Here is a 23,581-nt window from a genome sequence, read left to right as displayed (position 1 = left end):
GAATACACCCGAATGCCTGCGAGAGCCCCCATGAAAAACCATGATCTTGACCTGCGCGCCGACCGCGACGACGAACTGCAGCACTTCACCCCTCGCCCCCCGACCAAGCGCGGGAGCAACCTGGTACTGCAAGTGGCGAGCGGGGTGTTTCTCGGCGGCCTGGCCCTGTGGCTGGTGCAACTGGCCGCCACCGCGCTGTATGCCAAGTTCATGCTCGGCACCCTGACCTTCGGCGGCTAGCTCGCCAGTTCACTTGCACGCTGACTCGCGGCGTCGTCATAAACGACATACAGCGACTCGGCGACTTGGCTTTTGATTGCCTTGGTACTTTCCAGCCCCAGCACAAAACCTTCGGCCTTGCCCCCGGCACGGTTCAGCTCAGCGGCGGTGCTGGCCTGGGTGATGGCATCGAAGAGTTTTTCTGCATGGGGACCCACGCCCTTGGGCAGGCTGATCTGGGCGATGCTCATGAAAGCACCCCACTGAGAAGATTAATCGTGGGTAACGGTTGGTGAGTCATGGCGCTTACCTTTTTCGGCTGAGGGCCGGCAGCGCGTGAAACCACTTCCGGGCGGCCATGGTAGACCGGCTCTGGCGTTCTGGTAACCATCAATCATGGCAATGCCCTTCTCGCCGGCTCATTACGACCGCTCACCGGGAAAAACCACCGCGCACACAATAAATTGTTGACTTGTTCTTTTTAATCAGTAACATACGGCGCATTCCGCGATAGCTCAGTTGGTAGAGCAAGTGACTGTTAATCACTGGGTCCCTGGTTCGAGTCCAGGTCGTGGAGCCAGACAGCAACAACAAAAAGCCCCTGAATCGAAAGATCAGGGGCTTTTTTGTGGGCGACGAAAACGCCGCACCACTCAACGAAAAAGGACCGGCCCGTCCACTCGACGGGCTGGCCCTTTTTTACTCGGTTACGCGGTCAGACATGCTCACCGCTTTTGGCATGTGCCGGACGATGCTCCGGCGCACCGTGACCGTGCTCATCCACCACCACTGGGATCTCCTTGCCATCACAATCGTGCAGTTTGCCATCGGCGAAGTAGTCCCCTTCGCGCAAGGCTGCCAGATCCTGGAAGCGCAGGGTACGCTCAGTGCCGGCAGCGAACACCGACTGCTGGTCCGAGTTGCCGGTGGTGAAGTGGTTGAAGGCCAGGTTGAGCAGGATCGCCATGATCGCCGACGAACTGATGCCCGAATGGAAGATGGTGGCGAACCAGCTTGGGAAGTGGTCGTAGAAGTTCGGTGCGGCAATCGGGATCATGCCAAAGCCGATGGAGGTCGCAACGATGATCAGGTTGACGTTGTTACGGTAGTCGACCTTGGACAACGTACGGATTCCGCTCGCCGCCACGGTGCCGAACAATACGATACCGGCGCCACCGAGCACGGAGGTCGGGACTGCAGCGATGACCCGCCCCATGAAGGGCAGCAAGCCGAGGACCACCAGGAAGATGCCGCCCGTGGCCACCACAAAGCGACTCTTGATCCCCGTCACCGCCACCAGCCCGACGTTCTGAGCGAATGCGCTTTGGGTAAAGGAACCAAAGATCGGCGCAATCATGCTCGACAGCATGTCAGCGCGCAGGCCATCGCCCAGGCGCTTGGAGTCGACCTTGGTGTCGATGATTTCACCGACGGCCAGGATGTCTGCCGAGGTTTCCACCAACGTCACCATGACCACGATGCACATCGACAGGATGGCGGCGAAGTGAAAGGTTGGCATGCCGAAATGAAACGGTGTCGGGAAACCGAACATCGGACCTTCGGTGACGCTGGAAAAGTCCGCCATGCCGAGGGACACCGCGATCAGCGTGCCGATCACCATGGCCAGCAGGATCGACAAGCGCGAGATGGTCGCACTGCCGATTTTGCTGAGCAGCAACACCAGCATCAGGGTCACCGCCGCCAGGCCGATGTTCTCCATGCTGCCGAAGCTCTCGGCGTGGCTGTTGCCACCCATGGCCCAGCGTGCCGCGACCGGCATCAGCGTCAGGCCGATGGTGGTGATCACAATGCCGGTGACCAGGGGTGGGAAGAACTTGGTAATGCGCGAGAACACCGGCGTAATCAGCAAGCCAATCAAGGATGCGGCAATCACCGCCCCGAGAATCGACTGAAAACCACCTTCGCCGCCACTGCTGACAATCGCCACCATGGTGGCAACGCCGGAAAACGAAACACCCTGTACCAGCGGCAGCTGACAACCAAAAAAAGGTACACCCAGGGTTTGCAGCAGTGTCGCCAACCCCCCTGCAAACAACGATGCCGCAATCAACAAACCAATATCTGCCGGAGAAAGCCCGGCGGCCTGGCCGATGATCAGTGGTACCGCAACGATACCGCCATACATGGTCAGAACGTGTTGCAGGCCGTAGGCCATATTCGCGCCGACGCCAAGGTTTTCATCCTCAGGCCGTTGGTGTGAAACAGAGGGCGTTTTCATCGTGGGGGGGATCCCTGGTTTTTTGTTATGGGCGCACTGTATGCAATACCAAAGATAAATGTCCATAGTATTGTATACAACTTACCAGTCGCATTATGAACAGGCAGCCAGCCCCACCTGCTTGCACCCCACTAGCACGCGCTTTTTCGCTGAAATCCGCCCACCAAAAAAATTGTCCAACCGATCAGGTTTTTCGTTTCTCGTCGCTACTTTGCTCACGCAGGCTCGATCAACCGGGCAATGACCTCCTCCAGCATCGGATGATTTGGCACGCGAATACCGAACTCGCTCTCCAGCAGGTCAAACAGTTCCACCGTGCCGGTAATCTCTCGCCGCTCACTGGGGGCACCGATGTGATGAATGGCAAAACTCCCGTTGTTCAGGGTCCGACGCACGCCCTCCCCGGTACGCGCCACCATCAGGCGCTGCAAAAACGGAGACTGGGGATGGGTCGAGACGTACCAGTTGCCGATCTCATAATCGATATCACCCTGGCGTTGCAGGTCAAACACATACATTGCCCACCACTGCCCGGCGACCTTGGCGTGCAGCGTATAGCTGCCGTCATGCTGGGTGATGCGATAGGGCTCGTGGGGCGTGACCTGTTCGTCTTCGGTATCGAGCAACAGCGGTGCAGTCGGTACCATGCCGCCGAAGCCCACGTCGGTGATATAGCGCACTCCCTCCAGAGTCAGCAGGGTCAGGCGATGGGTGCGCGCCACCCAGGCGTCTTTGGCAGTATTCATCACCACACGCCCGGTGATACCGCGCACCGCGTAACCCAGGTGCTGCAACAAGGTCATGTAGAGGTAATTGAGCTCGTAGCAGTAGCCGCCGCGACGGTCGTGCAGCAGCTTGCGCTGGATCGACTCAAGGTCCAGCAACACCGGCTCTCCCGCCAGGGGCGAGAGATTCTCGAAGACGAACGTACGGGTATGACGCAGTTGCAGCGTGCGCAGGGTATCCAGGGTCGGGGCTGGTGGTGCGGAGTAACCCAGGCGGTGCAGGTACAGACTGATTTCGCTCAGAACGGGCACGCTCATCACAGGCTCCTGGTTCAAGAAAAGGCGCCGCACGCCTCACGCTTCGCGACGCCTTGCTGATGAGCCAACGTTATACGAGAAGTGCCCTGGGCACGGACAATTGATTTCATCCATCGCCAGACCGCACAGGCCGTACGGCACATGCGCCAGCCGTTGGGGCGCACGCTACGACGCTAGGCGCAGTGCGTTGCGCCAATCACTTTTTCGCATCGAGGAAAGGCAATACCATGTTTGGCAGCATGGTCTGAGGCAACTTGCCATCCCAACGCTCAGCCTTGATCAACTCGACGAGATTCTGGTTGCTGGCCAGGGCAGCCGCTCGGGCCCTGATCGCATCGGCTTCGGCATCCCCGCGCAAGCGTGTTGCCTCAGCGTCGGCCTTGGCTTGCGCGAGCCTGGAGTCGGCTTCAGCCTGGGCCTGGGTGATCTGGATCTGTGCCTGGATTTTCTCGGTCGCCAGCATCTGCTCACGGGTCTTCACCTGGACCTCGGCCTTCATCCGCTCCTCGATAGACTTCTCGTAAGCGTCCGAGAAATCGATGTTCTCGATTTGCACGCTATCAATGCTAACCGGCCCATGAATGGTCGATTTCAGGGCATTCGCCACATCGGTGACGAACTGGCCGCGATCTTGAACCGCCCGAATAGCCGTGTAACGACCAAAGACATTCTCTACCTGAGTCGGAACTTGCCGGCTGATTAGGCGCGAGACCATTGCGTCGACTTCGCCATAGCTTCTGTAAAGCTCTGCAACCTGACCTGGCTCCACATGCCAGGAGACCGATACAGAAAGCGTTGCGGACTGTTGGTCCTGTGAGTACGCCTGCATCTTGGCGTAGTGGCTCGTCTGATTCTGCACGCTGATAAATTTCACCGTCTCGATCAGCGGGATCTTGAACGCAAGCCCGGGCTCGGCGGTGCCAACCAACGCACCGTTGCGCAGCACAACGCCGCGCTCCTTTTCATCGACCGTGTAGAAACTGGAGAATGCGATTGCAGCGACGACGAGTGCCGACAATGCAACACCGCCCACTTTCAGGCTGTTGCTGCTGTAGGTATTGAATTGCATAGAGAAGCGACTCCGCGATGATTGCGTTCAGACACTGCCCCCCCGCTCGCCTCTGAGAGCGTCGCAAGGGGCCACAATGCCCGGAACAGCACCCGATGATGGGTGACGTGTATTGGCCAGCCAAAAGCTTCGCAAGGCTAATCAATCACCGAAGGGATCGCTGTAAGAAGATTCTGAAAAGAACCTAGGACGGAAGTGAAGCGGCTTCCTGACGCTCATTGACCGCCGTGTTGTCGCCCGACACCACCGTACGGTTTCTACCGAAGTTCTTCGCCTGATACAGCGCCGTATCAGAACGCTCGATAAACACCTCGACGCTGTCGCCGCCCTTCGGCACAAACGCGTGGCAACCCAGGCTCACCGTCAAATACCCCGATGGCGAACCGGAATGAATGATCTGCTCCTCCTTGATCGCGTGACGGATCTGCTCGGCAATCGCCAATGCCCCCTGCGCATCCGTGTCTGGCAACAATACGGCGAACTCCTCACCACCGTAGCGCACCGCCAAGTCGGACTTGCGCTGACAGCAACGCTTGACCACGTCAGCGACCCGCGCCAGGCACTGGTCGCCGTTCACATGGCCATAGGCGTCGTTGTAGCGCTTGAAGAAGTCGATATCGAACATGATCAGCGCCAACGACTGCTGTTGACGGGCGCCGCGCGCGAACTCGACCTCCAGCGCCCGCTCGAACAAGCGACGATTTCCCAGCCCGGTCAGGCTGTCGTGGGTCGCAATCACTTCCAGGCGCGCCTGCGCCTCACGCAAGTCAGTCTCGATCCGCTCGCCGTTGCGCACCTGCTGCACAAACACCCAGCCGAACAGCCCAACGCCCAGCACCACCAGCGCCACAATCACACTGGACTGGACGGCATTGGCATACCAGCTACGAAGAATCACCTCCTCGGGTGCTGCCGCCGAGACCACGAGCGGATAGGCCTCCAACTGACGATAGCCATACAAACGAGTGACTCCATCCAGCTCGGAGCGAATCATCGCGGTCCCCGCCGAGGCCTGTGGCAAGTACCTCTGGAAAATCTGGCCCTGGGCCAGGGACTCACCGATGAGCGCCTCCTCATAGGGGCGTCGAGCCAGCAGCGTGCCATCCGCCAGCGCCAAGAACATCGCACCGTTGTTATCGAGGTTGAAGCTTTTAAAGAACTGGTCGAAGTACGACATCTTGATCCCGGCCAGCAGCACGCCCAGGAACTCGCCATTTCGATCGTTGACCCGCCGCGAAAGCGGAATGATCCATTCGCCGTTCTGCCGACTGCGAACCGCTGGCCCGATGTGGGTTTGTGCAAGCGGGTTCTGTTGGTGGAACTTGAAGTACTCCCGATCCGCCACACCGCCGCGCCGCGGCAGATCGCCGAAGGATGTCACGACCCATTGACCGTCCTTGTCGAACAGGAACAACCCGTGCAGTTGCCCCAGCACCTGAGCGCGCCGCGCAAATGCGGGTTGCAAACGCGGGTTTTGCGTGGCGTCATAGCCGTCGGCCTGAATCCAGTCGACCAGGCTGGTAACCACCAAGTCCGCTTCCAGAAAGGTGTCCTGCGCCTGCTGGGCCATCGCCCGCGTCAAGTTCGTCGACGCCAGTTGCGCGGTTTTCAGGTCGTGTTCGCGGGACTGCTCCAGTTGCAGATACAGCAAGCCGCACAAACTCAGGCATACCGCACCAATGAATAGCAGCGCCGCCTTGCGCAGCGGCAAGCGTTTTAGAGGCCCACCAGGGGCGTAATTCGGATCATGAATAGGGGTAGGCAAAACGTCATCCTTGAAGAGTAAGGCACCAGCAAACACCCGGATCCCTTAATGCGGGCGAGCTTATCTTACGGCGATGACGAGGAGCAAACAGCAAGACGCCCATACGAAGCCTCCGTCGCACAGGACTGTGCAACTTGCCCGCCAGAACCCGACGCACGCATTCAACGCACGCTGGCCCAAATCTAACGAACCGGTGGCACCCGAATATCCCCTGCGCGGCAATTACTCCTGACGCCTTTGCCACACGCTTGAAACGACAACGCCTTGTCCATGCACACCCGCACCTCCGACAACTGCGGTCCACGACACATCACCACCACACCATCGACGGGCAGGCCGGGATTACTCTCACGGAACATCTGGGCTATGTCCCGTGCCTTAAAGTAGACCTCCCGATTGAAGGGTTGCAACTTCGCGGGCACCTTTACCGCCCCCACGGCTTTGTCGGCATGCTCCAGATATGCCGCGGCGTCCAGGCCGCTGCACGTCCCGTGCTTGGCCCATTCGTGCTTGAGTAGCTGCGGCGTCACGAACACCGCTCGCCCTTGCGCCCGTTCAGATGGCGTTAGCTGCGTCATCGGCGCGCACGACTGCGGCCAGCCGCCCTTGGCGTACTGCGGCCATAGCCCGTGCAACACAAAACCGTAGCCCTTGCCTGTGCATTGCGCGTTGTCCGGGCGAGTCAGGCAGAACGTCGGCGACCAGGACAGTGCCAGCAGGTAGTAATCAAATACCCCGGCCACCGACTCGGGGCGAGACGTGCTCTCCTGGGACTGGCGAGCGCCGCTGATGCCGACGCCACCCAGTATCAGCATGCACAACACTAACCCTACATAGCGTTTATTCATTGGCTCTTTCCTTCAGAGGCGAATAATCCATCGTCGCAACTCCTACACTAAGTTCTGACGCTGGCGAGACATCGGGATACAGCCCATTGTGACAGCAAGCGGCTGGCCAATTCCCCCTAAGGTGAAGTAACGTGAAGTGGCTAACAACCCCCTCTGTGCACGATAGGAAATCGCAATGAGTAAGGCCGAAGAGCTCGCCGTAAAACTGAAGCAAAAACAACGAACTCGGGCTGACGCGGAGGCCAGTGACGACACGGCGATCGAGCATTGGCCTACGCAAGTCTATGAGATGTACAACGTGCTTGAGACGTGGCTCGAACCGCTGATCGAAGCGGGCCTGAGCATCCGCCGCGTCCCGACCCGCGTCTTCGAAAGCCTGCCAACAGGCGCCACCTTCAACTACGCCATCGACAAGCTGCAAATCGAAGGCAACCACAAGACCCTCACCCTCGACCCCATCGCTCGCTTCATCGCCGGCGGCACCGGACGCGTCGACATCCTGGGCAACGGCAAGGAACGCTACATCTACCGTATCGAGAACGATCACGGCGAGCCCCAATGGCAAATCCAGACCAGCGCCGGCCCGGGCCAGCCGAAGCCGGCACCGATGAGACTCGATGAAGACACCTTTCTGGCGGTGATCCAGGATGGCCTGGATCTCTAGTCACGGCCTTAGTACACACCCTTTTGCGCTGATCAAAAAAATGGGCGACCTACCAAGGCCGCCCATTTTTGTGACTGAAGTCGACACCTCCATGTGCCCTAACTGAATCGCCCCAGATTCTCTAGGCGCCCTGCACGCCAATTTTTCCACTCGGTGAATAAAATTCAATGCTGCGTTGACAGATAGGTATCTCGCAAATATTCTCCAGATGGAGAATAAAATAATAACAACACCCTCAAAGGACATATTCATGAAGGTCGCCAGCATGAGTCCCTGTGACGTGGGGCATCGAAATTTCCTGCATGAACTGGATCACTTCGTTGCCCGCGCGCCAGACGCGGTCTTTTTACGTGCGCTGGATCCCGTCACGACCTTGAGTCGTAGCGAGTTCGCTGATCAGGTCGGCCGTTTGGCGGCGGTGCTGCGTGAAATCGGGGTGAGGAAGGACGAGTCAGTAGGCCTCCTGATGGGCAACACCCTGGAGTTCTACGTTGCCGATGCAGCCGTGCTCGCCGCCGGCGGTGTACCCGTTTCGCTGTACCCGACGTCCTCCCCCGAACAACTGGACTACATGACCAGGGACGCGGGGATAAACTTGCTGATCACCGAAGCGGGTCTCCTCGGGCGACTCACCGAGGCCGAGAAATACCTCGACATGCTCGACACAGTGGCCGTCATCGATGATCTTCCCGCCCAGGTCGCTACCGCACGCTGGCCGATCATTGAGCTGCGGCAACTGATGAAAACAACCCGTCAGCGCATTCCCCTGGCAGAGGCCGCGAAATCGGTCCACGCAGAAGACCTTCTCACATTGGTTTATACCTCGGGCACTACCGGTGCGCCGAAAGGCGTGCGCCTGAGTCATGCGAACCTGCTCAGTGCTGCTCAAAGCATGGGCACGATCATGCAGCTTGGCGAGGGTGGGCGGATCATCTCCTGGCTGCCCCATGCTCATGTTGCGGGCCGCGTCGGACAATACTACTGCGCGGTCCTTTTCGGGGTCGAAGTCACGATTTGTCCCGATCAAAAACTACTGCCGGTGTACCTCACAATCGTCAAGCCGACCTATTTTTTTGCGGTCCCACGGTTGTGGGAGAAGCTAAAAGCCGGCATCGAGGCCGATTTTGCCCGATTACCCGAACACGCCCAGGCAGAGCTGCACCGTGCGCTCAGTGCTCATGGCGAGGCACAACCATCTTCATCCCCAAGCCCGGCATCGGGACAAGCGGACGCCGATTACTTTGCACCACTGCGGGCCAAGCTTGGACTCGACCAAGCCCGGGTTTTGAACACCGGCACGGCTCCGACGCCACGGCATGTTCTAGCGTTCTTTGCCGCGCTGGGTCTACCGATCGGAAACATCTATGGCGCAACGGAAACCTGTGCGTGTGGCGCCATGGGACAACCGGGGCAGTCCAAACCTGGCAGCGTCGGACGGGCCGTGCCCGGCATGCAAATAGCCATCGCCAAAGACGGTGAAGTGCTGCTGCGGGGTTTGCCGGTCATGCAGGGCTATCACCATCAACCCGAGAAAACCGCCGAAGCGTTAAGCGAGGATGGCTGGTATCGAACAGGTGATGTCGGGCGGCTGGATGATGACGGGTATCTGTGGATTACCGACCGTAAAAAAGAGCTGATCATCAACTCAAGCGGTAAAAACATGTCCCCAGCCAATATCGAAGCCATGATCAAGTCCGGCGACCCATTGATTGGCTCGGTATGCGTTGTCGGTGATGCTCGCCCATACAACATCGCATTGATTGTGCTCGACCCTGATTACGCGAAGGCCTGGGCAGCGGCACGGCAAATAACCGGGCCCATTACCACGCTGGCATCCCATCCGGAGGTTTTGGCTGCGGTCGCCGCCGGCGTGGAGCGTGGCAATCAGCGACTGTCCCGGGTCGAGCAGGTTAAGCGCTTCACTCTCCTTGCCGCCGAATGGCCGGCCGCAGGCGATGAACTCACCGCCACCTTGAAGCTCAAGCGCAAGGCGATAGAGCACAAATACGCCCAGAACATCGAACAGATGTACATCGACTAGCCACTCTCGAATAGGGGAAATGTGTCGCCCCGGGACCTCTCACGCACCAATACTTCTCCATCCGGAGAACTAATTAACCGCAGGAGCAATGCGCCATGAGTCAAAACACCGAGGTATTTGAGCACCTGGTACACACTGAGCGGCAGCGCGGATTCTCACGCGATTTCCTCGCCACCTGGGAGCAATGTGAGTTCTGGGATACGGTCAAAGTCGGCCAGATGCGCAAGAACCCACGCACATTTGTCGTCCACGAAGAGGACGTGCTGGCCTACAACAAGTCGCTGGGGGAAACGCACCCACTCTTCGTCGATCCCGAATACGCGCGCAGCCATGCACCGCACGGGACGATCATTGTGCACCCGGTATTCATCACCACCATCGCCTTCTGGTTCGCGCAACCAGGCGACACCGGCTCCTGGATCAGAACGCCCGGGGCGCGCAACCCGTTCCAGAAGATCGAAGTAATCGAGCCGATCCGCGTGGGAGACCGCTTGACGCAGACCCAGGAAACCAGCGACCGCTTCTGGCGTCGCGACAAGGCGTACATCACCACCCACACCATTTTGACCAATCAAAACGGGCGCAAGAAAGTTGAGTTCTCGGGGACGCTGATCTTGCCTCCAACCGCCCATGATGTCCGTCGTTTCGCGACCGCCTGACACTAAGGAGATTAAGCCATGCACTATTCTACCCAAGCACTGGACCGCCCCATTCCCTACCTGGATGACCTCAAGGCCGGTGACCCGCTGGACCCGCTGGTGTACGAAATCACCCAGGACCTGATTCATCGTTACGGCCTGGCCAGCCTCGACCTCAATCCGGTGCATATGAACCCGGCCTGGTGCGAGCGGGCCCAGGTGTTCGGTACGCCGAAAACGGTTCAGCACGGCATGATGAACATGTCATTCATGGCATCGACGGTATTACGCGCGTTCGGCCCGTTGGCCGATGTGTTCCTGGTAGACAGCAAGTTCACCAAGCCAGGTCCGGTGGGCAACACCATTACCTGCCGTGGCAAGGTGCGCGATGTGCACGTACTGAACAATGGCAACGACTTCGCGATCATTACCGTCGAGGCCACCGACCAGGAGGGAGACATCGTTGGCATCAGCGAAGTGCATGTGCGACTGCCCCGAAAACCCGGCGCTAAAGCGGTATAACCACTGGACAAATGGCCGGTCTTGGCCTGTGCTAGGATCGGCCATTTTCAGGTAACGATAACGCCTTATGAGCAAGCCTTCTGACGACGACTTCAGCGTACGATCGAAGTCCAATAGAGCGCCCGCGAACCTGACCGTTCGCGGGACCGAGCGACGCAATGCGTTACTCGCTGCCGCCCTGCGCATCATCGTAAAAGACGGGCCCGGGTCGGTCACGTTCAGAACCGTTGTCGCGCAAGCAACGGCGAGCCACGGCTCCGTGGCGTACTACTTCGGTACGCGGGAGGAGTTGATTCGCGAGGCCATGGTGCTGGTTGCCAACCGCAACATTCGAGCACTTGCCGAGATGCTCCAGGAGTTTGTGTCAACACCTGTCGAACTCGCATCACTGGCAACCGCGATCGCCCGTCATTCGACGCAACAGATGATCGAAGACCCCAGTATGGGGATCACCATCATCGAGCTGCATCTGGCGGCCGCTCGCCACCCCGAACTGCGCCCGGTCTTACACGACTGGGGGCGAGCTTATGCACGGATTATGCACGCAGCGCTGGCCAACCTGGGCTCATCCGATCCAAACGCGGATGCTGCATTGCTGATCAATACCATCAACGGCCACGTTATTGGCCAACTAGCCCTCCAGCGATCGAACTTCGAGTCGACAATCCTGCGCCCAGCGATATTTAGAGTGTTGACGGCTATCTCAAGCTCAAGTGATATCGCCGAGCCATCGGGCTGAGGCTGCAGACCGGATTGATTTCATGGCGATGCCCCCTTTTCGCTTGGGCCATTCGATGGCGCCAAGCTGATCCAGCTCAGCCTCACGTCGCCGCACCCGCGCTTGAGCCGCCTGTTTCCAGGCGCAGATCTGGCTGTCTTGGTAGACTTGCAACCCGTCGCGTGTAATCCGGATCCGAGCGATGTAACTGACCGTGCCATCGGCACGCTTTCTGGGGCTGATCGCGCCCCTATTGAAAGTGGTACACGTCGTTTTTAAGTGGGTACATTGTACCCGCGACCGTTAATATCACCTGATCACGCCCTAAAACACGCTGAAAACACGTTGAGTAAAATGATTCCAAAACAGAGCTTTAGCCCAACAGAATCAAGTCCCGCACTGTCTCGGCGCTTTAGCGTTGCCCCTATGATGGATTGGACCGATCATCACTGCCGCTATTTCCTGCGCCTGCTCTCCAAGCATGCCTTGCTCTACACCGAGATGGTCACCACCGGCGCCCTGCTCAACGGCGATCACGAACGCTTCCTGCGCCACAACGACGCCGAGCATCCCTTGGCGTTACAGCTGGGCGGCAGTGTGCCGGCTGACTTGGCGGCGTGCGCGCGGATGGCGCAGGAGCACGGTTATGATGAAGTGAACCTCAATGTCGGTTGCCCGAGCGATCGGGTGCAGAACAATATGATTGGCGCCTGCCTGATGGGGCATCCGCAGTTGGTCGCCGATTGCGTGAAGGCGATGCGTGACGCGGTGTCGATTCCGGTGACGGTCAAGCATCGGATCGGGATCAATGGCCGCGACAGCTACGCACAATTGTGTGATTTCGTCGGGACCGTGCGCGATGCCGGCTGCACCAGTTTTACCGTGCATGCACGGATCGCGATTTTGGAGGGTTTGTCGCCAAAGGAGAATCGGGACATTCCACCACTGCGTTATGACGTGGCAGCACAGTTGAAGACCGACTTCCCGGAGCTGGAAATCATTCTCAACGGTGGGATCAAGACGCTGGAGGCCTGCCACGAGCATTTACAGACGTTTGACGGCGTGATGCTGGGCCGCGAGGCCTATCACAATCCCTATGTGCTCGCTGAGGTGGATCAGCAGTTATTCGGCAGCACCGCTGCGGTGATCACCCGCGCTGAGGCACTGGCCCGCCTGCGGCCGTATATCGCCGCACACCTGGATGCGGGTGGCTCGATGCACCACATCACCCGCCATGTACTGGGCCTGGGCAGCGGGTTCCCGGGGGCTAGAAAGTTTCGTCAGCTGCTGTCAGTGGACATCCACAAGACCAAGGAACCCCTGGCCTTGCTGGACCAGGCGGCGGCGCTGCTTGAGGGGCGTTAACCGTCACTGCGGTTGAACCTGCGGCCTGTTTTGACATCGTAGTTACTAGACAGGCCAGACCTTTCAAACCGGTGTTTTCAGGATGTTACTGCCCACGCCGTTGTTACGCATTTGCGCCCTTGAGTGGTTGTCGGCGCTCGGGTAATGTCATCAGACCCACAGGATAGAGCACGCTCATGACTTCCAAGCTGGAACAACTCAAACAATTCACTACCGTAGTGGCCGATACCGGCGACTTCGAGGCTATCGCCCGCGTCAAGCCGGTCGATGCCACCACCAACCCGTCCCTGCTGCTCAAGGCCGCCGCCATCCCGGCCTACGCCGAACTGCTCAACGCCAGCGTCAATGATTGCAAGGGTGATGTGGGCTTGGCCAGTGACCGCTTTGGCGTCTCGGTAGGCCAGGAAATCCTGAAGGTGATCCCGGGGCGTATTTCCACCGAGGTGGATGCGCGGTTGTCGTTCGACAGCGAAGCAATGCTCGCGCGCGCGCACCGCCTGATTGAGTTGTACGACAAAGCCGGCATTGGCCGTGAGCGCGTATTGATCAAGATCGCCTCCACCTGGGAGGGCATCCGCACCGCCGAGAAACTGGAGCGCGAAGGCATCCAGACCAACCTGACCTTGCTGTTTTCCTTCGCCCAGGCTGCTGCCTGTGCCGAGGCCGGGGTGTTCCTGATCTCGCCATTCGTGGGGCGTATCTACGACTGGTACAAAAAGGCCAACGGCAATGACTACAGCGGCGCCGATGATCCCGGCGTGCAGTCGGTGACGCGCATCTATAACTACTACAAGGCCAATGACTACAAGACCGTGGTCATGGGCGCGAGCTTCCGCAATCTCAATCAGATCGAACAACTGGCCGGCTGTGATCGACTCACCATCAGCCCGGACCTGATCGACAAGCTAGCCGCCGACACCGGCAAGCTGGAACGCAAACTGGTACCCGGCCATGCAGGTGAAGCACGCCAGAGCCTGAACGAAGCACAGTTCCGCTGGGCGTCGAACGAGGACGCCATGGCGACCGAGAAACTGGCCGAAGGCATCCGTCAGTTCGCCCGCGACCAGGAAAAACTGGAGGCGCTGCTGCAGGCCAAGTTGTAATCAACGCCAGGTAAACGCAAAAAGGGCGAACCTTGATGGATTCGCCCTTTTTTGTGCGCCTGGTTAGCGGAGTATCAGTGCCGCTCCAGCGCGTTCACCAGATCATGGAATGCCTCACGATTGGAGTCGTTCAGCCCCATCAGGATCTTGTGGGCTTCCAGCACCTTGATCCGCACGACTTCCTCGGACTGGTCCTGGTCTGGCAGGTCGGTCAAGCACTCCGGACACGGCACCGGGCGGTCAACGATGTTGAACACCTGCTCAAAGCCCATGGACTCGAGCAGACGGGTGATGTCTTCGTGGGTGGTGACGACAGTCGGCAGCAGGCCGACCTTTTGCCGCGACATGATCGAGAGCTTGGCCAACAGGCCCAGCGTGGTGCTGTCGATGCTGCGAGCTTCGGTCAGATCGATCACGATGGCGTTGAAGTTCAACGCGGTGAAGATCCGTTCGATAGTCGCATCCAACGCCGAACACAGGGTCAGGCGAACTTCACCGACGAACTTCAGGACGAAGGTGCCGTCCTGCTCGGCGAACTGGATTCTACCGGTACTCATTAAAGATTCCTGCTCAACACCAACAGGGCGATATCATCCGGCATCTCCCCGAGCGTGGCCAATCCAAAAATCTGCCGCAGACCATCCAGGCTGCCGCCCGCTGACCTTACCCGTTGTGGCAAGGCAGCCTCTTTTTCTTTGAGTGTAGGTTCTGGCAAAAGGTCCAGAATGCCATCGGACATCAGCGTCAAGCTGAACACCGGCGGCAACTCGACCACGTGGTCTTCATAGGTGGCTTCATTGAACAAACCCACCGGCAGGCCACGGCCTTCGAGATAACCCACACTGTCGGGTGTGTACAACACGGGCAACGGCAGGTGTCCGCCGATGCTATAGGTCAACAAACCTGTCTCCTCGTCGATGACGCCACCGACCATCGTGACATGTTTGCCCAGCTTACAGCTGATCAGGCCTCGGTTGATATGGCCGAGGACTTCCGACGGCGTGAATTCCGGCAAAGTACCGTTGCGCTTGGATTCAAACAGCAAGCGCGTGGTCATGAACTTCAGCAGCACGGTGACAAATGCCGACGACGCGCCATGCCCGGAGACGTCCGCCAGATAAAACGCTACCCGACGCTCGTCAACCCGGAAGTAGTCAACAAAATCACCCGACAAATACAACGAAGGGATAATTTGGTGGGCGAACTTGAACTCGTCGATCATCCAGGGGCTGACCGGCAACATATTCATCTGCACCTGGCGACCAGCGTTTTGGTCTTCCTGCAGCAGGTTCAGACTGGCTTCGAGTTCGCGGTTGGCCGTCTCCAGCTTGATACGATAACGCTGGTTTTCCAGGAGCAGCCGCGCACGATCCAGGGCTCTGCGCACCGAGTGCTCAAGCACGGCCAGGTCTTCCAGCGGTTTGATCAGGTAGTCCGCGGCGCCCAGGCGAAGCGCCTCGACCGCATCGTTCATCACACCGGCACCCGAAACCACGATCACCGGCGTTTGCGGCGAAAGGTCGGTGACCTGGCGAATGAGTTCGAGCCCGCCCATCTGCGGCATGCGCAGATCGCAGATCACCAGGTCAGGATGGTTTTGCTCGAAGACCGCTAACCCCTGCAGGCCATTACTGGCTTGTAGGACGCTGAACCCGCTGTCTTCCAAATAGGCCGCGAGACTCGCGCGCACTACTTCGTCGTCATCGATTATCAGCAGCGTGGCACTGGTTTTTTGCATGTGGGCAAACGGCGCCAGAATTAGGTTGGCGTAGCTGGCAGGACAACGGGCCCGGCTCATACTACTGGATTCGCTTTCTAGCCTCTCTGTCGCACTGCTTTGGAGCATTTGCCCTACAAGCATGTTCATCAGAGGTGCCCTTCTAAGGCGCAGACGGTACTCCCATCCGCGAGGCGTTTCAAGCTCACGCCGATGGTCATCAGGCGTCTTTACTTCGCAAATCACCGGGAGTTATAAGAACAGCTAAATCCCCAACACAATGGAAGGATCGAGCCCATGAGCCAAACCGATCGTGACTACAGTGAGAAGCGCGATTTCATTCGCATGCGGGTCGATGCCAATGTGACGCTTATCCATGCTGGCGACCTGATCCCCGCCGTGTGTATCGACCTTTCCAGCAGCGGCATGCAGGTCCGGGCCGCCCGCTCGTTTCAGGTTGGCGACCAACTGAAGGTACGTATCGAATCCGAGCACACTGCGCTCAAGGGCCTGGAAGCCGAGACCGAAGTGGTCTGGATCAAGGCGCAAGGCACTGACAGCCAGAAACTTGGACTTACAATCCTTCGGATGAGCTGAGCACAATTCAAACAAAGAAGGCGGCCCATGGGCCGCCTTCTTGTTATGCAGGTGAAGCGTTAAAAATCGTCTTCAACCTTGCCATCCTTGACCTTGAATTCGCGGTTTTGCAGGTAGGCATTGCGAATGAAGGTGTATCTGTCGCCACTGACCAACTTCTCAGCCGGCAGCAAGCTGGCGCGGGCATCGATAATGTCCAGGCCGATCGCCATGTTGCGCGCTGGAATGTCGTTCATGTAACGGTAGGGTTCGGCATAGCTGTCGACGTACTTGGACGGCGCATCACGCACGGTGCTTGGACCCAGGATCGGCAGCATCACATAGGGACCGCTTGGCACGCCCCAGTAGCCGAGGGTTTGACCGAAGTCTTCGTCGTTGCGGTGCAGGCCCATTTTGGTGCCCACATCGAAGAACCCGGCAACGCCGAAAATGGTGTTCATCAGCACGCGCGAGACATCAACGCCGGCAGCATGCGGCTTGGCCTGCAGGATGTCGTTGGCCAGGTTACCGACGTCACCGATGTTGCGGTACATATTGTGGATGCCGTCTTCCAGGAAGCTCGGCGTGATGAACTGGTAACCCTGCGCCAGCGGCTTGAGGGCATAGGTGTCCAGCACATCGTTGAACGTGTAGATCGGGCGGTTGATACTTTCCCAAGGATCGTCCTCCGAGGCCGCCTGGGCCGCGAATGGGGCCAGAAGGACACCGGCACATACAGTCAGTCGAGCCAGGCAATTGCTCCAGCGCATAAGCAGAAACTCCTTGGATTTTACTGGCACGGGCGCAAAGCCCGAGCGATACGATGGCTAGTATAAGACGGATAATTACATTTAGGCAGCATCCCAGCAAATCCCACACCGCGACGGTGACGACCCTGGCTGATTCACCACCTGTCACTCAACTGTCATCGAGCACCAATAGCCTCTGGGACTATTTCAGGGATGTTGACATGCCCCACGCTCAAACCCTCCCCCACATCACGCCCAGCCCGACTGCCGTACTGTTTGGACTGAGCGGCTGCCTGGTGGATTTCGGCGCCCGTAGCCGCCAGGGCATCGACCACCCTGTCGACCGCTCGCACCTGACACCCGGCGCGCTGGATGCCCTGGAGAGCCTGCAACGGCAAAGTATCCCCTGCGCCTGGCTCGACGAGCTACCGATTCCCCAAAGCCACGCGTTGACCGCGCTGCTGCCGGACTGGATCAGCCCCGGCCCGCGCACCTTGAATGCCCGCCAATGGCCCTCCCCTGACGCGTGCTGGCAAGCATTGATGGCGTTGAACATCGGGCGATTGGACGGCTGCATCCTGGTCAGCGGCGAACCGCGCTTGCTGCAATCGGGTCTCAACGCCGGGTTGTGGACCATTGGCCTGGCATCGTGCGGCTCACTCTGCGGCCTGGCACCGCACGAATGGCACGCCTTGAGCCAGCAAGAACGGGAACTCAAGCGCGGCAAGGCAACGCTGCACCTGTTCGGCCTGGGCGTGCACTCGGTGATCGATCACCTGGGCGAACTGGACACCTGCCTCTCGGACATCAGTCTTCGTCGGCACAAAGGCGAGAGGCCCTGACCAACGCTTCTTGATCAAGATCATGCACTTCCTTCGCCAGTGGATTAATCTAAGGACCAGACGTAGACCTTTGGCGCGCCAAGGCGGTCTATGCCAATGCCGATCGATAAAAGGAAAGTAGCCATGCCTGCCCGCGAACTGCAAGAACAGCTCAACACTCTGCGCGAGCAACTGGAGCAGAATCCACCGCTCACAACGGAAGAGCGTGAGCACCTGCAAGAGCTGATGCTCAAGATCGATGCGCAGATCAAACTGGAAGCGGCGTCGCCTGACACCAGCCTGGCGGACGGCGTCAATCTGGCCGTAGAACGCTTCGAGCTCGAACACCCGGCACTGGCCGCCACCTTGCGCAACATCATGCAGACCCTGGGTAACATCGGGATCTAACGCCCCACATACGAAAAAGCCCCGCTAGCGATAGCGGGGCTTTTTTTATTGCCGAACCAGGCGATGGTTCGGTAACTGCACCGCTTCAGTGCTGCGATACGGGTTGATGTCCAACCCGCCGCGACGCACATAACGCGCGTACACCGTCAATTTCTCCGGCTTGAGCAACCGTTGCAGGTCGAGGAAGATCCGCTCGACGCACTGCTCGTGAAAGTCCGAGTGCTGGCGGAAGCTCACCAGATAGGCCAGCAGGCTGGCATGATCCAGCGCCGCACCACGGTACTCCACCGCGACACTGCCCCAGTCCGGCTGACGGGTGACCGGGCAGTTGGACTTGAGCAAATGGCTATGAACGCTCTCCTCGACGATGCGCGACTCATCGCAACGCAGCAGCTCGGGGCGCGGGTGTTCGTAGTTGCTGACGCTGATATCCAGGTCATCGATGCACACGCCCGGCAATGCCACGACGCCTTCGGCCTGCACCTCGTCCAGGCTGCGAATGCGCACGCCCACCGGTTTGCCCGCCACCGCAGACAGGTCGTTGACCAGCGTAGCCTCAAGGGTCGGGGTATCGACAAATGGCGTCTGGTTCAGCGAGTTCAAGTACAACTTGAACGACTTGGACTCGATGATGTTCGGCGAATCTGCCGGGATACTGAACTCACCGATGGCCACCACCGGCTTGCCCGAGGGCAATAACCACGACAGTTCAAAGCAATTCCAGAAGTCCACGCCCTTGTACGGCAGGGTATCTGCCGTCAGGCCCAATTCGGCCCATTTCGCGGTACGCGGGATCGGGAACAGCAAGGACGGCGTGTAAGTGGCGATGTATTCACTGGATTTACCCAGCGGCGAGTGTTCGGCTGCGGGATGCATGGCGGAAACCTGACTGAAGAATCAGCCGATTCTATCAGTCTTTGCATCCGCCTTTGAGTGCTTACTGACTGACAGTCACCTTGCCGACCATGCCCGCCTGGTAATGACCGGGGATGTTGCAGGCAAACTCCAGGTTGCTGGCCTGTTTGAAGGTCCAGGTCAGCTCGGCGGTTTTGCCCGGTTCCACCAGTACACTGTTGGGATCATCGTGGGTCATGGCGCCATGATCCATGCCGGCCATCGAACCGTGCCCCATCGCCACATGGTCCATTGGCGCGGCTTTCATGCCGGTCGGGGTGAGCATCCCGCTTTGCTGCATCTTCATCATTTCGGCCTGGTGCTCGGCGTGCATCTTCGCATCCCCCAGGTTGAACTCGTGCAACAACTGGCCTTTATTGACCAGCACGAAGCGCACGGTTTCGCCGGCCTTGATCTGTAGCGCCTTGGGGGTGAACGTCATGTCGCCCATGACAATCTCGACCGTACGCGTGGCCTTGGCCGCGGGGGCCGGCGCACCAAACGCATAGGTCTGCGCCGGCGAGGCAAAGACCGGAAAACTCAACGCCAACAAACAGCCCGCCAGTACCAGTCGATTACGCAAAAACATGATCACACTCCAACAAGATGGGGTTCAGCCTGTGGGAAACTCTACCGGCGCAGCGCTGCCAGCTAGCTGACGGTTAGATTACAACTTTGTAAGGTTGCCCAGCGCCGCGGTACACCACGGTATAACGCACCTGTTCCATTTACCTTGAGTCGTCCATGAAACTGCTGATCGTCGAAGACCAACCGAAAACCGGCCACTACCTGCGCCAGGGCCTGAGCGAGGCCGGGTTCAATGCCGAGCTGGTGGCCGATGGCAACACCGGCCAGCACCTGGCCCTGACCGGCGACTATGCGCTGCTGATTCTCGACGTGATGCTGCCGGGCCGCGACGGCTGGCAGATCCTGCAAGCGGTGCGCGGTGCCGGCCTGGATACGCCGGTGCTGTTCCTCACCGCCCGCGATGCCGTGGAAGACCGCGTCCACGGCCTGGAACTGGGCGCCGATGACTACCTGGTCAAGCCCTTCGCCTTCTCCGAGCTGCTGGCCCGGGTCCGCACCCTGTTGCGCCGGGGCAGCACGAGCCAGCAGGAAACCAGCCTGCAACTGGCCGACCTGCGCCTGGACCTGATCCGCCGCCGGGTCGAACGCAACGGCCAACGTATCGACCTGACGGCCAAGGAATTCGCCCTGCTGGAAATGCTCCTGCGCCGCCAGGGCGAAGTGCTGCCCAAGTCGCTGATTGCCTCCCAGGTCTGGGACATGAATTTCGACAGCGACACCAACGTGATCGAAGTGGCGATCCGCCGACTGCGCCTGAAGATTGACGATGACTTCCCCAACAAGTTGATCCATACCGTGCGCGGCATGGGCTATGTGCTTGAAGAGCGTCCCGCGTGATGCGCCGCCTGTCCTTGAGTACGCGCCTGGCCCTGCTGTTTGCCGCCTGCACCGCCGTGGTGTCGTTGTTTGCCGGGGTGTTGTTCAGCCGCGCCAGCGAAAGCCACTTCATCGAACTGGACCAGCAGTTGCTCGACAGCAAGCTGGTCGCCCTGCGAAGTGCGCTGCAGGGGGCTGATACCCTGGCGCTATTTGCCAGCCGAAAGCCCCAATTGCAGGATGAAATGAGCCATCAAACCGACCTGGCGCTCAGGGTCCGTGGCGCCGACGGCAGCCAGTGGTTCGACAACGCGGTGAACGTGCCCCTCAAGCTGCCCACCCCGCCTGGCTTCTACAGCCTGCAAAGCGCCGGCACCGCCTATCGCGTCTACAGTGTGCCGCTTGAGCCGGACAAGCCCGAGGCTGCTCAGTTGACCCTGTTCCTGGACATCACCCATCACCAGCACTTCTTGCAGCGCATGCAACACCTAATCTGGCTGACCGTCGGTCTCTCGGCCCTGGCCACCGCGCTGCTCGGTGCCTGGGCCGCTCGCAGCGGCTTGCGCCCGCTACGACGCATGAGCGAGGTCGCTGCCGGGGTATCCGCCAGCTCCCTGACCCAACGCCTGCCCGAAGAACAGATGCCCCCGGAGCTGGCCGAACTGGCCCACGCCTTCAACGCCATGCTCGGGCGACTGGACAACTCGTTCCAGCGCCTGTCCGCGTTCTCCGCCGACATTGCCCATGAACTGCGCACGCCGCTGTCGAACCTGTTGACCCACACCCAAGTCACCCTCACCCGCCCCCGAGCGCTTGAGGACTATCGCGAAGCCCTGCACAGCAACCTCGAAGAACTGCAATGGATGGCGCAACTGGTCAACGACATGCTGTATCTGGCCAAGGCCGATCACGGTTTGCTGATGCCCAAGCGCGAGCCGCTGCAATTGGCGGCGGAAGCGGATCTACTGCTGGAGTTCTATGCGCCCCTGGCCGAGGACGCCCAGATCAAACTGTCTCGCCGGGGCAACGCCAGCCTCCTCGGTGATCGCAACATGCTGCGCCGCGCGCTCTCTAACTTGCTCGACAACGCCCTGCGCTTCACCCCACCCCAAGGTGACATTCAGTTGCAGATTGTTGATGAGGGCAAGGGACTGAGCCTGAGCATCGAAAACACCGGGCAAGGCATCCCGCAGACATTGCTGCCGCGCTTGTTCGACCGTTTCTACCGTGCCGACCCGGCGCGCCACGAAGGCAGCAGTGAACATGCGGGGCTGGGACTGGTGATAACCCAGTCGATCATCCGCGCCCATGGCGGGACGATTCGTTGCGAATCAGGCCAGGGCTGGACGCGGTTTGTGATTGAACTGCCGCAGAAGGCGTGAGGTCGGTGATGGCGGCCTCTTCGCGAGCAGGCTCGCTCCCACAAGGTGAAGATCCTGTGGGAGCGAGACCGGCTTTCCGGCGATAGCGGCTTCAGGCCCTACGAATACCTGAGGGCATCCGCCGGCTCGACCTTCGCCGCCCGCCAGGCTGGGTAGACGGTAGCCAGGAAGCTCAGGATGAAACCGGCGGAACAGATCAACAGCACGTCCCCCCCCTGGAGTTCCGAAGGCAGGTTGCTGACGAAGTACACATCGGAACTGAAGATATGCTGGCCGCTGACGCGCTCCACCCAGCCCACCAACTCACTGACGTTCAACGCCGCGATCACGCCGAGGATGCCGCCAATCAGCGTGCCAACGATGCCGATCACCGTGCCCTGAACCATGAAGATCGCCATGATCTGCCGTGGCGTGGCGCCGATGGTGCGCAGGATCGCGATGTCCGCGCCCTTGTCGTTCACCACCATGATCAGGGTCGCGATGATATTGAACGCCGCTACCGCGACAATCATCAGCAACAACAGGCCAATCATGGTCTTTTCCATCTTCATGGCACTGAACAGGCTGCCCTGGGTGTGGGTCCAGTCGTCGGCCTTGAACCCGGCGCCCAAGCCACTGGCAATCGCTGCCGACACCTGCGGCGCGGCATACAGGTCCTTGACTGCCAGGCGCACGCTCTGCACTTGATTCGGTTCCCAGTGCTGCATCTGTGCGGCGTCGGCGACGTGGATCAATGCCATCGAGCCATCCAGCTCGGCGCCGACCTTGAACACGCCCACCACATTCAGGCGCTGCATGCGCGGGGTGATGCCGCCCGGCGCACTGCTGACTTCAGGGACGATCAGGGTGATCTTGTCACCGACGTTCAAGCGAAACCTGCGGGCTGTGAGCTCCCCCACCACCACGCCGAACTCGCCCGGTTTCAGGTCATCCAGACGTCCCTGCACGATGTGCTGGGCGACGATGGACACCTTGCCCTCCTGCGCCGGGTCAACCCCACTGATCTGGATCGGCTGCATCGCCCCTTTATAGGAGAGCATGCCCTCCATCTCGGTGAATGGCACGGCGGCAGTCACCTCGGGATGCTGCATGGCCGCTGCGGCCACCGGCGCCCAGTCGTCGATCGGCTTGACGCCAACGATGGTCGCGTGGGGCACCATGCCGAGAATGCGCGAGCTCATCTCCCGCTGGAAGCCGTTCATCACCGACAGCACCACGATCATCGCCAGCACGCCCAGGGCGAGGCCGATCATCGAGGTCATCGAGATAAACGAAACAAAGCGATTGCGGCGCTTGGCGCGGGTATAGCGCATGCCGATAAAGATCGATAACGGTCTGAACATTGGCGGGGGCACCGTATAGAAATAAAGAACCCGGCACCTTTTCAGGCGCCGGG

At 59.5% G+C, this 23,581-nt stretch carries 25 protein-coding genes and 1 tRNA gene; 14 read left to right on the top strand and 12 right to left on the bottom strand.

Features of this window, described 5'->3' with window-relative positions:
• Nucleotides 1-30: 30 nt before the first annotated feature.
• A complete protein-coding gene (locus BMW74_RS13780) occupies nucleotides 31-240 on the top strand; it encodes a hypothetical protein (RefSeq protein ID WP_093421123.1) in 210 nt (69 codons plus the stop codon).
• On the opposite strand, the gene BMW74_RS13775 is transcribed toward BMW74_RS13780, so the two are convergent.
• Nucleotides 237-470, bottom strand: a complete 234-nt coding sequence (locus tag BMW74_RS13775; RefSeq protein ID WP_093421118.1) for a hypothetical protein — start codon at nucleotides 468-470, stop codon at nucleotides 237-239. The two genes, BMW74_RS13780 and BMW74_RS13775, sit on opposite strands and share 4 nt — an antisense overlap.
• Nucleotides 471-723: 253 nt before the next feature.
• Here BMW74_RS13775 and BMW74_RS13770 point away from each other — a divergent pair.
• Nucleotides 724-799: transfer RNA gene (locus BMW74_RS13770), tRNA-Asn, on the top strand.
• Between the two features lie 135 nt (nucleotides 800-934).
• On the opposite strand, the gene BMW74_RS13765 is transcribed toward BMW74_RS13770, so the two are convergent.
• The 5 genes from BMW74_RS13765 to BMW74_RS13745 form a co-directional block, all read right to left on the bottom strand.
• Complete coding sequence (locus tag BMW74_RS13765; RefSeq protein ID WP_093421114.1) at nucleotides 935-2,458, bottom strand: nucleobase:cation symporter-2 family protein; 1,524 nt, start codon at nucleotides 2,456-2,458, stop codon at nucleotides 935-937.
• 215 nt (nucleotides 2,459-2,673) lie between these two features.
• Nucleotides 2,674-3,501: an arylamine N-acetyltransferase family protein gene (locus BMW74_RS13760; RefSeq protein ID WP_093421109.1), complete on the bottom strand. Its 828-nt coding sequence runs from the start codon at nucleotides 3,499-3,501 to the stop codon at nucleotides 2,674-2,676.
• A gap of 196 nt (nucleotides 3,502-3,697) precedes the next feature.
• Nucleotides 3,698-4,570 carry a prohibitin family protein gene (locus BMW74_RS13755; RefSeq protein WP_093421104.1) on the bottom strand — a complete coding sequence of 291 codons (873 nt, stop codon included), beginning with the start codon at nucleotides 4,568-4,570 and terminating at the stop codon, nucleotides 3,698-3,700.
• 184 nt (nucleotides 4,571-4,754) lie between these two features.
• Nucleotides 4,755-6,335, bottom strand: coding sequence for a sensor domain-containing diguanylate cyclase (locus tag BMW74_RS13750; RefSeq protein ID WP_093421099.1), 1,581 nt, complete (start codon nucleotides 6,333-6,335; stop codon nucleotides 4,755-4,757).
• Nucleotides 6,336-6,517: 182 nt separating this feature from the next.
• Nucleotides 6,518-7,183 (bottom strand): ribonuclease T2 family protein, encoded by a 666-nt coding sequence (locus BMW74_RS13745; protein WP_093421094.1) that lies wholly within the window; start codon nucleotides 7,181-7,183, stop codon nucleotides 6,518-6,520.
• 175 nt (nucleotides 7,184-7,358) lie between these two features.
• On the opposite strand from BMW74_RS13745, the gene BMW74_RS13740 reads away from it, so the two are divergent.
• From BMW74_RS13740 to tal, 7 genes are all read left to right on the top strand, one after another.
• Nucleotides 7,359-7,847, top strand: coding sequence for a hypothetical protein (locus BMW74_RS13740; RefSeq protein WP_093421089.1), 489 nt, complete (start codon nucleotides 7,359-7,361; stop codon nucleotides 7,845-7,847).
• Between the two features lie 250 nt (nucleotides 7,848-8,097).
• Nucleotides 8,098-9,888, top strand: a complete 1,791-nt coding sequence (locus tag BMW74_RS13735; RefSeq protein ID WP_175479218.1) for an AMP-dependent synthetase/ligase — start codon at nucleotides 8,098-8,100, stop codon at nucleotides 9,886-9,888.
• 95 nt (nucleotides 9,889-9,983) lie between these two features.
• Nucleotides 9,984-10,547, top strand: coding sequence for a MaoC family dehydratase (locus BMW74_RS13730; protein WP_093421080.1), 564 nt, complete (start codon nucleotides 9,984-9,986; stop codon nucleotides 10,545-10,547).
• 18 nt (nucleotides 10,548-10,565) lie between these two features.
• Nucleotides 10,566-11,048: a MaoC family dehydratase gene (locus BMW74_RS13725; RefSeq protein ID WP_093421075.1), complete on the top strand. Its 483-nt coding sequence runs from the start codon at nucleotides 10,566-10,568 to the stop codon at nucleotides 11,046-11,048.
• 67 nt (nucleotides 11,049-11,115) lie between these two features.
• Nucleotides 11,116-11,787, top strand: a complete 672-nt coding sequence (locus tag BMW74_RS13720) for a TetR/AcrR family transcriptional regulator (RefSeq protein ID WP_093421070.1) — start codon at nucleotides 11,116-11,118, stop codon at nucleotides 11,785-11,787.
• Nucleotides 11,788-12,120: 333 nt separating this feature from the next.
• The gene (gene dusA / locus BMW74_RS13710) at nucleotides 12,121-13,131 is read left to right on the top strand and encodes a tRNA dihydrouridine(20/20a) synthase DusA (RefSeq protein WP_093421064.1); all 1,011 of its coding nucleotides are present in this window, start codon (nucleotides 12,121-12,123) and stop codon (nucleotides 13,129-13,131) included.
• 176 nt (nucleotides 13,132-13,307) lie between these two features.
• Nucleotides 13,308-14,234, top strand: a complete 927-nt coding sequence (tal, locus tag BMW74_RS13705) for a transaldolase (RefSeq protein WP_093421059.1) — start codon at nucleotides 13,308-13,310, stop codon at nucleotides 14,232-14,234.
• Nucleotides 14,235-14,308: 74 nt separating this feature from the next.
• Here tal and rssC read toward each other — a convergent pair whose 3' ends face one another.
• Both rssC and rssB read right to left on the bottom strand, forming a co-directional pair.
• Entirely contained in the window at nucleotides 14,309-14,791 is a 483-nt protein-coding gene (gene rssC, locus BMW74_RS13700) for an anti-sigma factor antagonist RssC (RefSeq protein ID WP_093421055.1), read from the bottom strand.
• The gene (gene rssB, locus BMW74_RS13695) at nucleotides 14,791-15,972 is read right to left on the bottom strand and encodes a two-component system response regulator RssB (RefSeq protein ID WP_093421464.1); all 1,182 of its coding nucleotides are present in this window, start codon (nucleotides 15,970-15,972) and stop codon (nucleotides 14,791-14,793) included. The genes rssC and rssB overlap by 1 nt, the downstream gene beginning before the upstream one ends.
• 276 nt (nucleotides 15,973-16,248) lie before the next feature.
• Here rssB and BMW74_RS13690 point away from each other — a divergent pair, with 276 nt between their 5' ends.
• The gene (locus tag BMW74_RS13690) at nucleotides 16,249-16,548 is read left to right on the top strand and encodes a PilZ domain-containing protein (protein WP_093421050.1); all 300 of its coding nucleotides are present in this window, start codon (nucleotides 16,249-16,251) and stop codon (nucleotides 16,546-16,548) included.
• 59 nt (nucleotides 16,549-16,607) lie between these two features.
• Here the strand turns inward: BMW74_RS13690 and BMW74_RS13685 are convergent, their stop codons facing one another.
• Nucleotides 16,608-17,297, bottom strand: a complete 690-nt coding sequence (locus tag BMW74_RS13685) for an MlaA family lipoprotein (protein ID WP_093421045.1) — start codon at nucleotides 17,295-17,297, stop codon at nucleotides 16,608-16,610.
• Nucleotides 17,298-17,497: 200 nt separating this feature from the next.
• Here BMW74_RS13685 and BMW74_RS13680 point away from each other — a divergent pair, with 200 nt between their 5' ends.
• On the top strand, nucleotides 17,498-18,118 hold the full coding sequence (locus BMW74_RS13680) for an HAD superfamily inactivated hydrolase PcrP (protein ID WP_093421040.1): 621 nt from the start codon (nucleotides 17,498-17,500) through the stop codon (nucleotides 18,116-18,118).
• Nucleotides 18,119-18,241: 123 nt separating this feature from the next.
• Nucleotides 18,242-18,505 (top strand): DUF4404 family protein, encoded by a 264-nt coding sequence (locus tag BMW74_RS13675; RefSeq protein ID WP_093421036.1) that lies wholly within the window; start codon nucleotides 18,242-18,244, stop codon nucleotides 18,503-18,505.
• Nucleotides 18,506-18,550: 45 nt separating this feature from the next.
• On the opposite strand, the gene queF is transcribed toward BMW74_RS13675, so the two are convergent.
• Together queF and BMW74_RS13665 are read right to left on the bottom strand one after the other, a co-directional pair.
• Nucleotides 18,551-19,381, bottom strand: a complete 831-nt coding sequence (queF, locus tag BMW74_RS13670; RefSeq protein WP_093421030.1) for an NADPH-dependent 7-cyano-7-deazaguanine reductase QueF — start codon at nucleotides 19,379-19,381, stop codon at nucleotides 18,551-18,553.
• A 61-nt stretch (nucleotides 19,382-19,442) separates the two neighbouring features.
• Entirely contained in the window at nucleotides 19,443-19,988 is a 546-nt protein-coding gene (locus BMW74_RS13665; RefSeq protein ID WP_093421026.1) for a copper-resistant cuproprotein CopI, read from the bottom strand.
• Between the two features lie 155 nt (nucleotides 19,989-20,143).
• On the opposite strand from BMW74_RS13665, the gene BMW74_RS13660 reads away from it, so the two are divergent.
• Both BMW74_RS13660 and BMW74_RS13655 read left to right on the top strand, forming a co-directional pair.
• On the top strand, nucleotides 20,144-20,824 hold the full coding sequence (locus BMW74_RS13660) for a heavy metal response regulator transcription factor (protein WP_093421021.1): 681 nt from the start codon (nucleotides 20,144-20,146) through the stop codon (nucleotides 20,822-20,824).
• Complete coding sequence (locus BMW74_RS13655) at nucleotides 20,824-22,185, top strand: heavy metal sensor histidine kinase (protein WP_093421016.1); 1,362 nt, start codon at nucleotides 20,824-20,826, stop codon at nucleotides 22,183-22,185. Before BMW74_RS13660 ends, BMW74_RS13655 begins: the two co-directional genes overlap by 1 nt.
• 98 nt (nucleotides 22,186-22,283) lie before the next feature.
• Here the strand turns inward: BMW74_RS13655 and BMW74_RS13650 are convergent, their stop codons facing one another.
• Nucleotides 22,284-23,528, bottom strand: a complete 1,245-nt coding sequence (locus tag BMW74_RS13650) for a lipoprotein-releasing ABC transporter permease subunit (RefSeq protein ID WP_093421011.1) — start codon at nucleotides 23,526-23,528, stop codon at nucleotides 22,284-22,286.
• Nucleotides 23,529-23,581: the final 53 nt, after the last annotated feature.

It is taken from the genome of Pseudomonas sp. ok272, assembly GCF_900109995.1.
In the GTDB taxonomy this organism is placed as follows: Bacteria; Pseudomonadota; Gammaproteobacteria; order Pseudomonadales; family Pseudomonadaceae; genus Aquipseudomonas.
This window is presented reverse-complemented; position numbering and strand designations above follow the sequence as displayed.

What these genes read in the sequence shown, in the direction of transcription:
- BMW74_RS13780 (WP_093421123.1), top strand. Translation starts at nt 31, where the DNA reads ATGAAAAACCATGATCTTGACCTGCGCGCCGACCGCGACGACGAACTG.
- BMW74_RS13775 (WP_093421118.1), bottom strand. Translation starts at nt 470, where the DNA reads ATGAGCATCGCCCAGATCAGCCTGCCCAAGGGCGTGGGTCCCCATGCA.
- BMW74_RS13765 (WP_093421114.1), bottom strand. Translation starts at nt 2,458, where the DNA reads ATGAAAACGCCCTCTGTTTCACACCAACGGCCTGAGGATGAAAACCTT.
- BMW74_RS13760 (WP_093421109.1), bottom strand. Translation starts at nt 3,501, where the DNA reads ATGAGCGTGCCCGTTCTGAGCGAAATCAGTCTGTACCTGCACCGCCTG.
- BMW74_RS13755 (WP_093421104.1), bottom strand. Translation starts at nt 4,570, where the DNA reads ATGCAATTCAATACCTACAGCAGCAACAGCCTGAAAGTGGGCGGTGTT.
- BMW74_RS13745 (WP_093421094.1), bottom strand. Translation starts at nt 7,183, where the DNA reads ATGAATAAACGCTATGTAGGGTTAGTGTTGTGCATGCTGATACTGGGT.
- BMW74_RS13740 (WP_093421089.1), top strand. Translation starts at nt 7,359, where the DNA reads ATGAGTAAGGCCGAAGAGCTCGCCGTAAAACTGAAGCAAAAACAACGA.
- BMW74_RS13735 (WP_175479218.1), top strand. Translation starts at nt 8,098, where the DNA reads ATGAAGGTCGCCAGCATGAGTCCCTGTGACGTGGGGCATCGAAATTTC.
- BMW74_RS13730 (WP_093421080.1), top strand. Translation starts at nt 9,984, where the DNA reads ATGAGTCAAAACACCGAGGTATTTGAGCACCTGGTACACACTGAGCGG.
- BMW74_RS13725 (WP_093421075.1), top strand. Translation starts at nt 10,566, where the DNA reads ATGCACTATTCTACCCAAGCACTGGACCGCCCCATTCCCTACCTGGAT.
- BMW74_RS13720 (WP_093421070.1), top strand. Translation starts at nt 11,116, where the DNA reads ATGAGCAAGCCTTCTGACGACGACTTCAGCGTACGATCGAAGTCCAAT.
- dusA (WP_093421064.1), top strand. Translation starts at nt 12,121, where the DNA reads ATGATTCCAAAACAGAGCTTTAGCCCAACAGAATCAAGTCCCGCACTG.
- tal (WP_093421059.1), top strand. Translation starts at nt 13,308, where the DNA reads ATGACTTCCAAGCTGGAACAACTCAAACAATTCACTACCGTAGTGGCC.
- rssC (WP_093421055.1), bottom strand. Translation starts at nt 14,791, where the DNA reads ATGAGTACCGGTAGAATCCAGTTCGCCGAGCAGGACGGCACCTTCGTC.
- rssB (WP_093421464.1), bottom strand. Translation starts at nt 15,972, where the DNA reads ATGCAAAAAACCAGTGCCACGCTGCTGATAATCGATGACGACGAAGTA.
- BMW74_RS13690 (WP_093421050.1), top strand. Translation starts at nt 16,249, where the DNA reads ATGAGCCAAACCGATCGTGACTACAGTGAGAAGCGCGATTTCATTCGC.
- BMW74_RS13685 (WP_093421045.1), bottom strand. Translation starts at nt 17,297, where the DNA reads ATGCGCTGGAGCAATTGCCTGGCTCGACTGACTGTATGTGCCGGTGTC.
- BMW74_RS13680 (WP_093421040.1), top strand. Translation starts at nt 17,498, where the DNA reads ATGCCCCACGCTCAAACCCTCCCCCACATCACGCCCAGCCCGACTGCC.
- BMW74_RS13675 (WP_093421036.1), top strand. Translation starts at nt 18,242, where the DNA reads ATGCCTGCCCGCGAACTGCAAGAACAGCTCAACACTCTGCGCGAGCAA.
- queF (WP_093421030.1), bottom strand. Translation starts at nt 19,381, where the DNA reads ATGCATCCCGCAGCCGAACACTCGCCGCTGGGTAAATCCAGTGAATAC.
- BMW74_RS13665 (WP_093421026.1), bottom strand. Translation starts at nt 19,988, where the DNA reads ATGTTTTTGCGTAATCGACTGGTACTGGCGGGCTGTTTGTTGGCGTTG.
- BMW74_RS13660 (WP_093421021.1), top strand. Translation starts at nt 20,144, where the DNA reads ATGAAACTGCTGATCGTCGAAGACCAACCGAAAACCGGCCACTACCTG.
- BMW74_RS13655 (WP_093421016.1), top strand. Translation starts at nt 20,824, where the DNA reads ATGCGCCGCCTGTCCTTGAGTACGCGCCTGGCCCTGCTGTTTGCCGCC.
- BMW74_RS13650 (WP_093421011.1), bottom strand. Translation starts at nt 23,528, where the DNA reads ATGTTCAGACCGTTATCGATCTTTATCGGCATGCGCTATACCCGCGCC.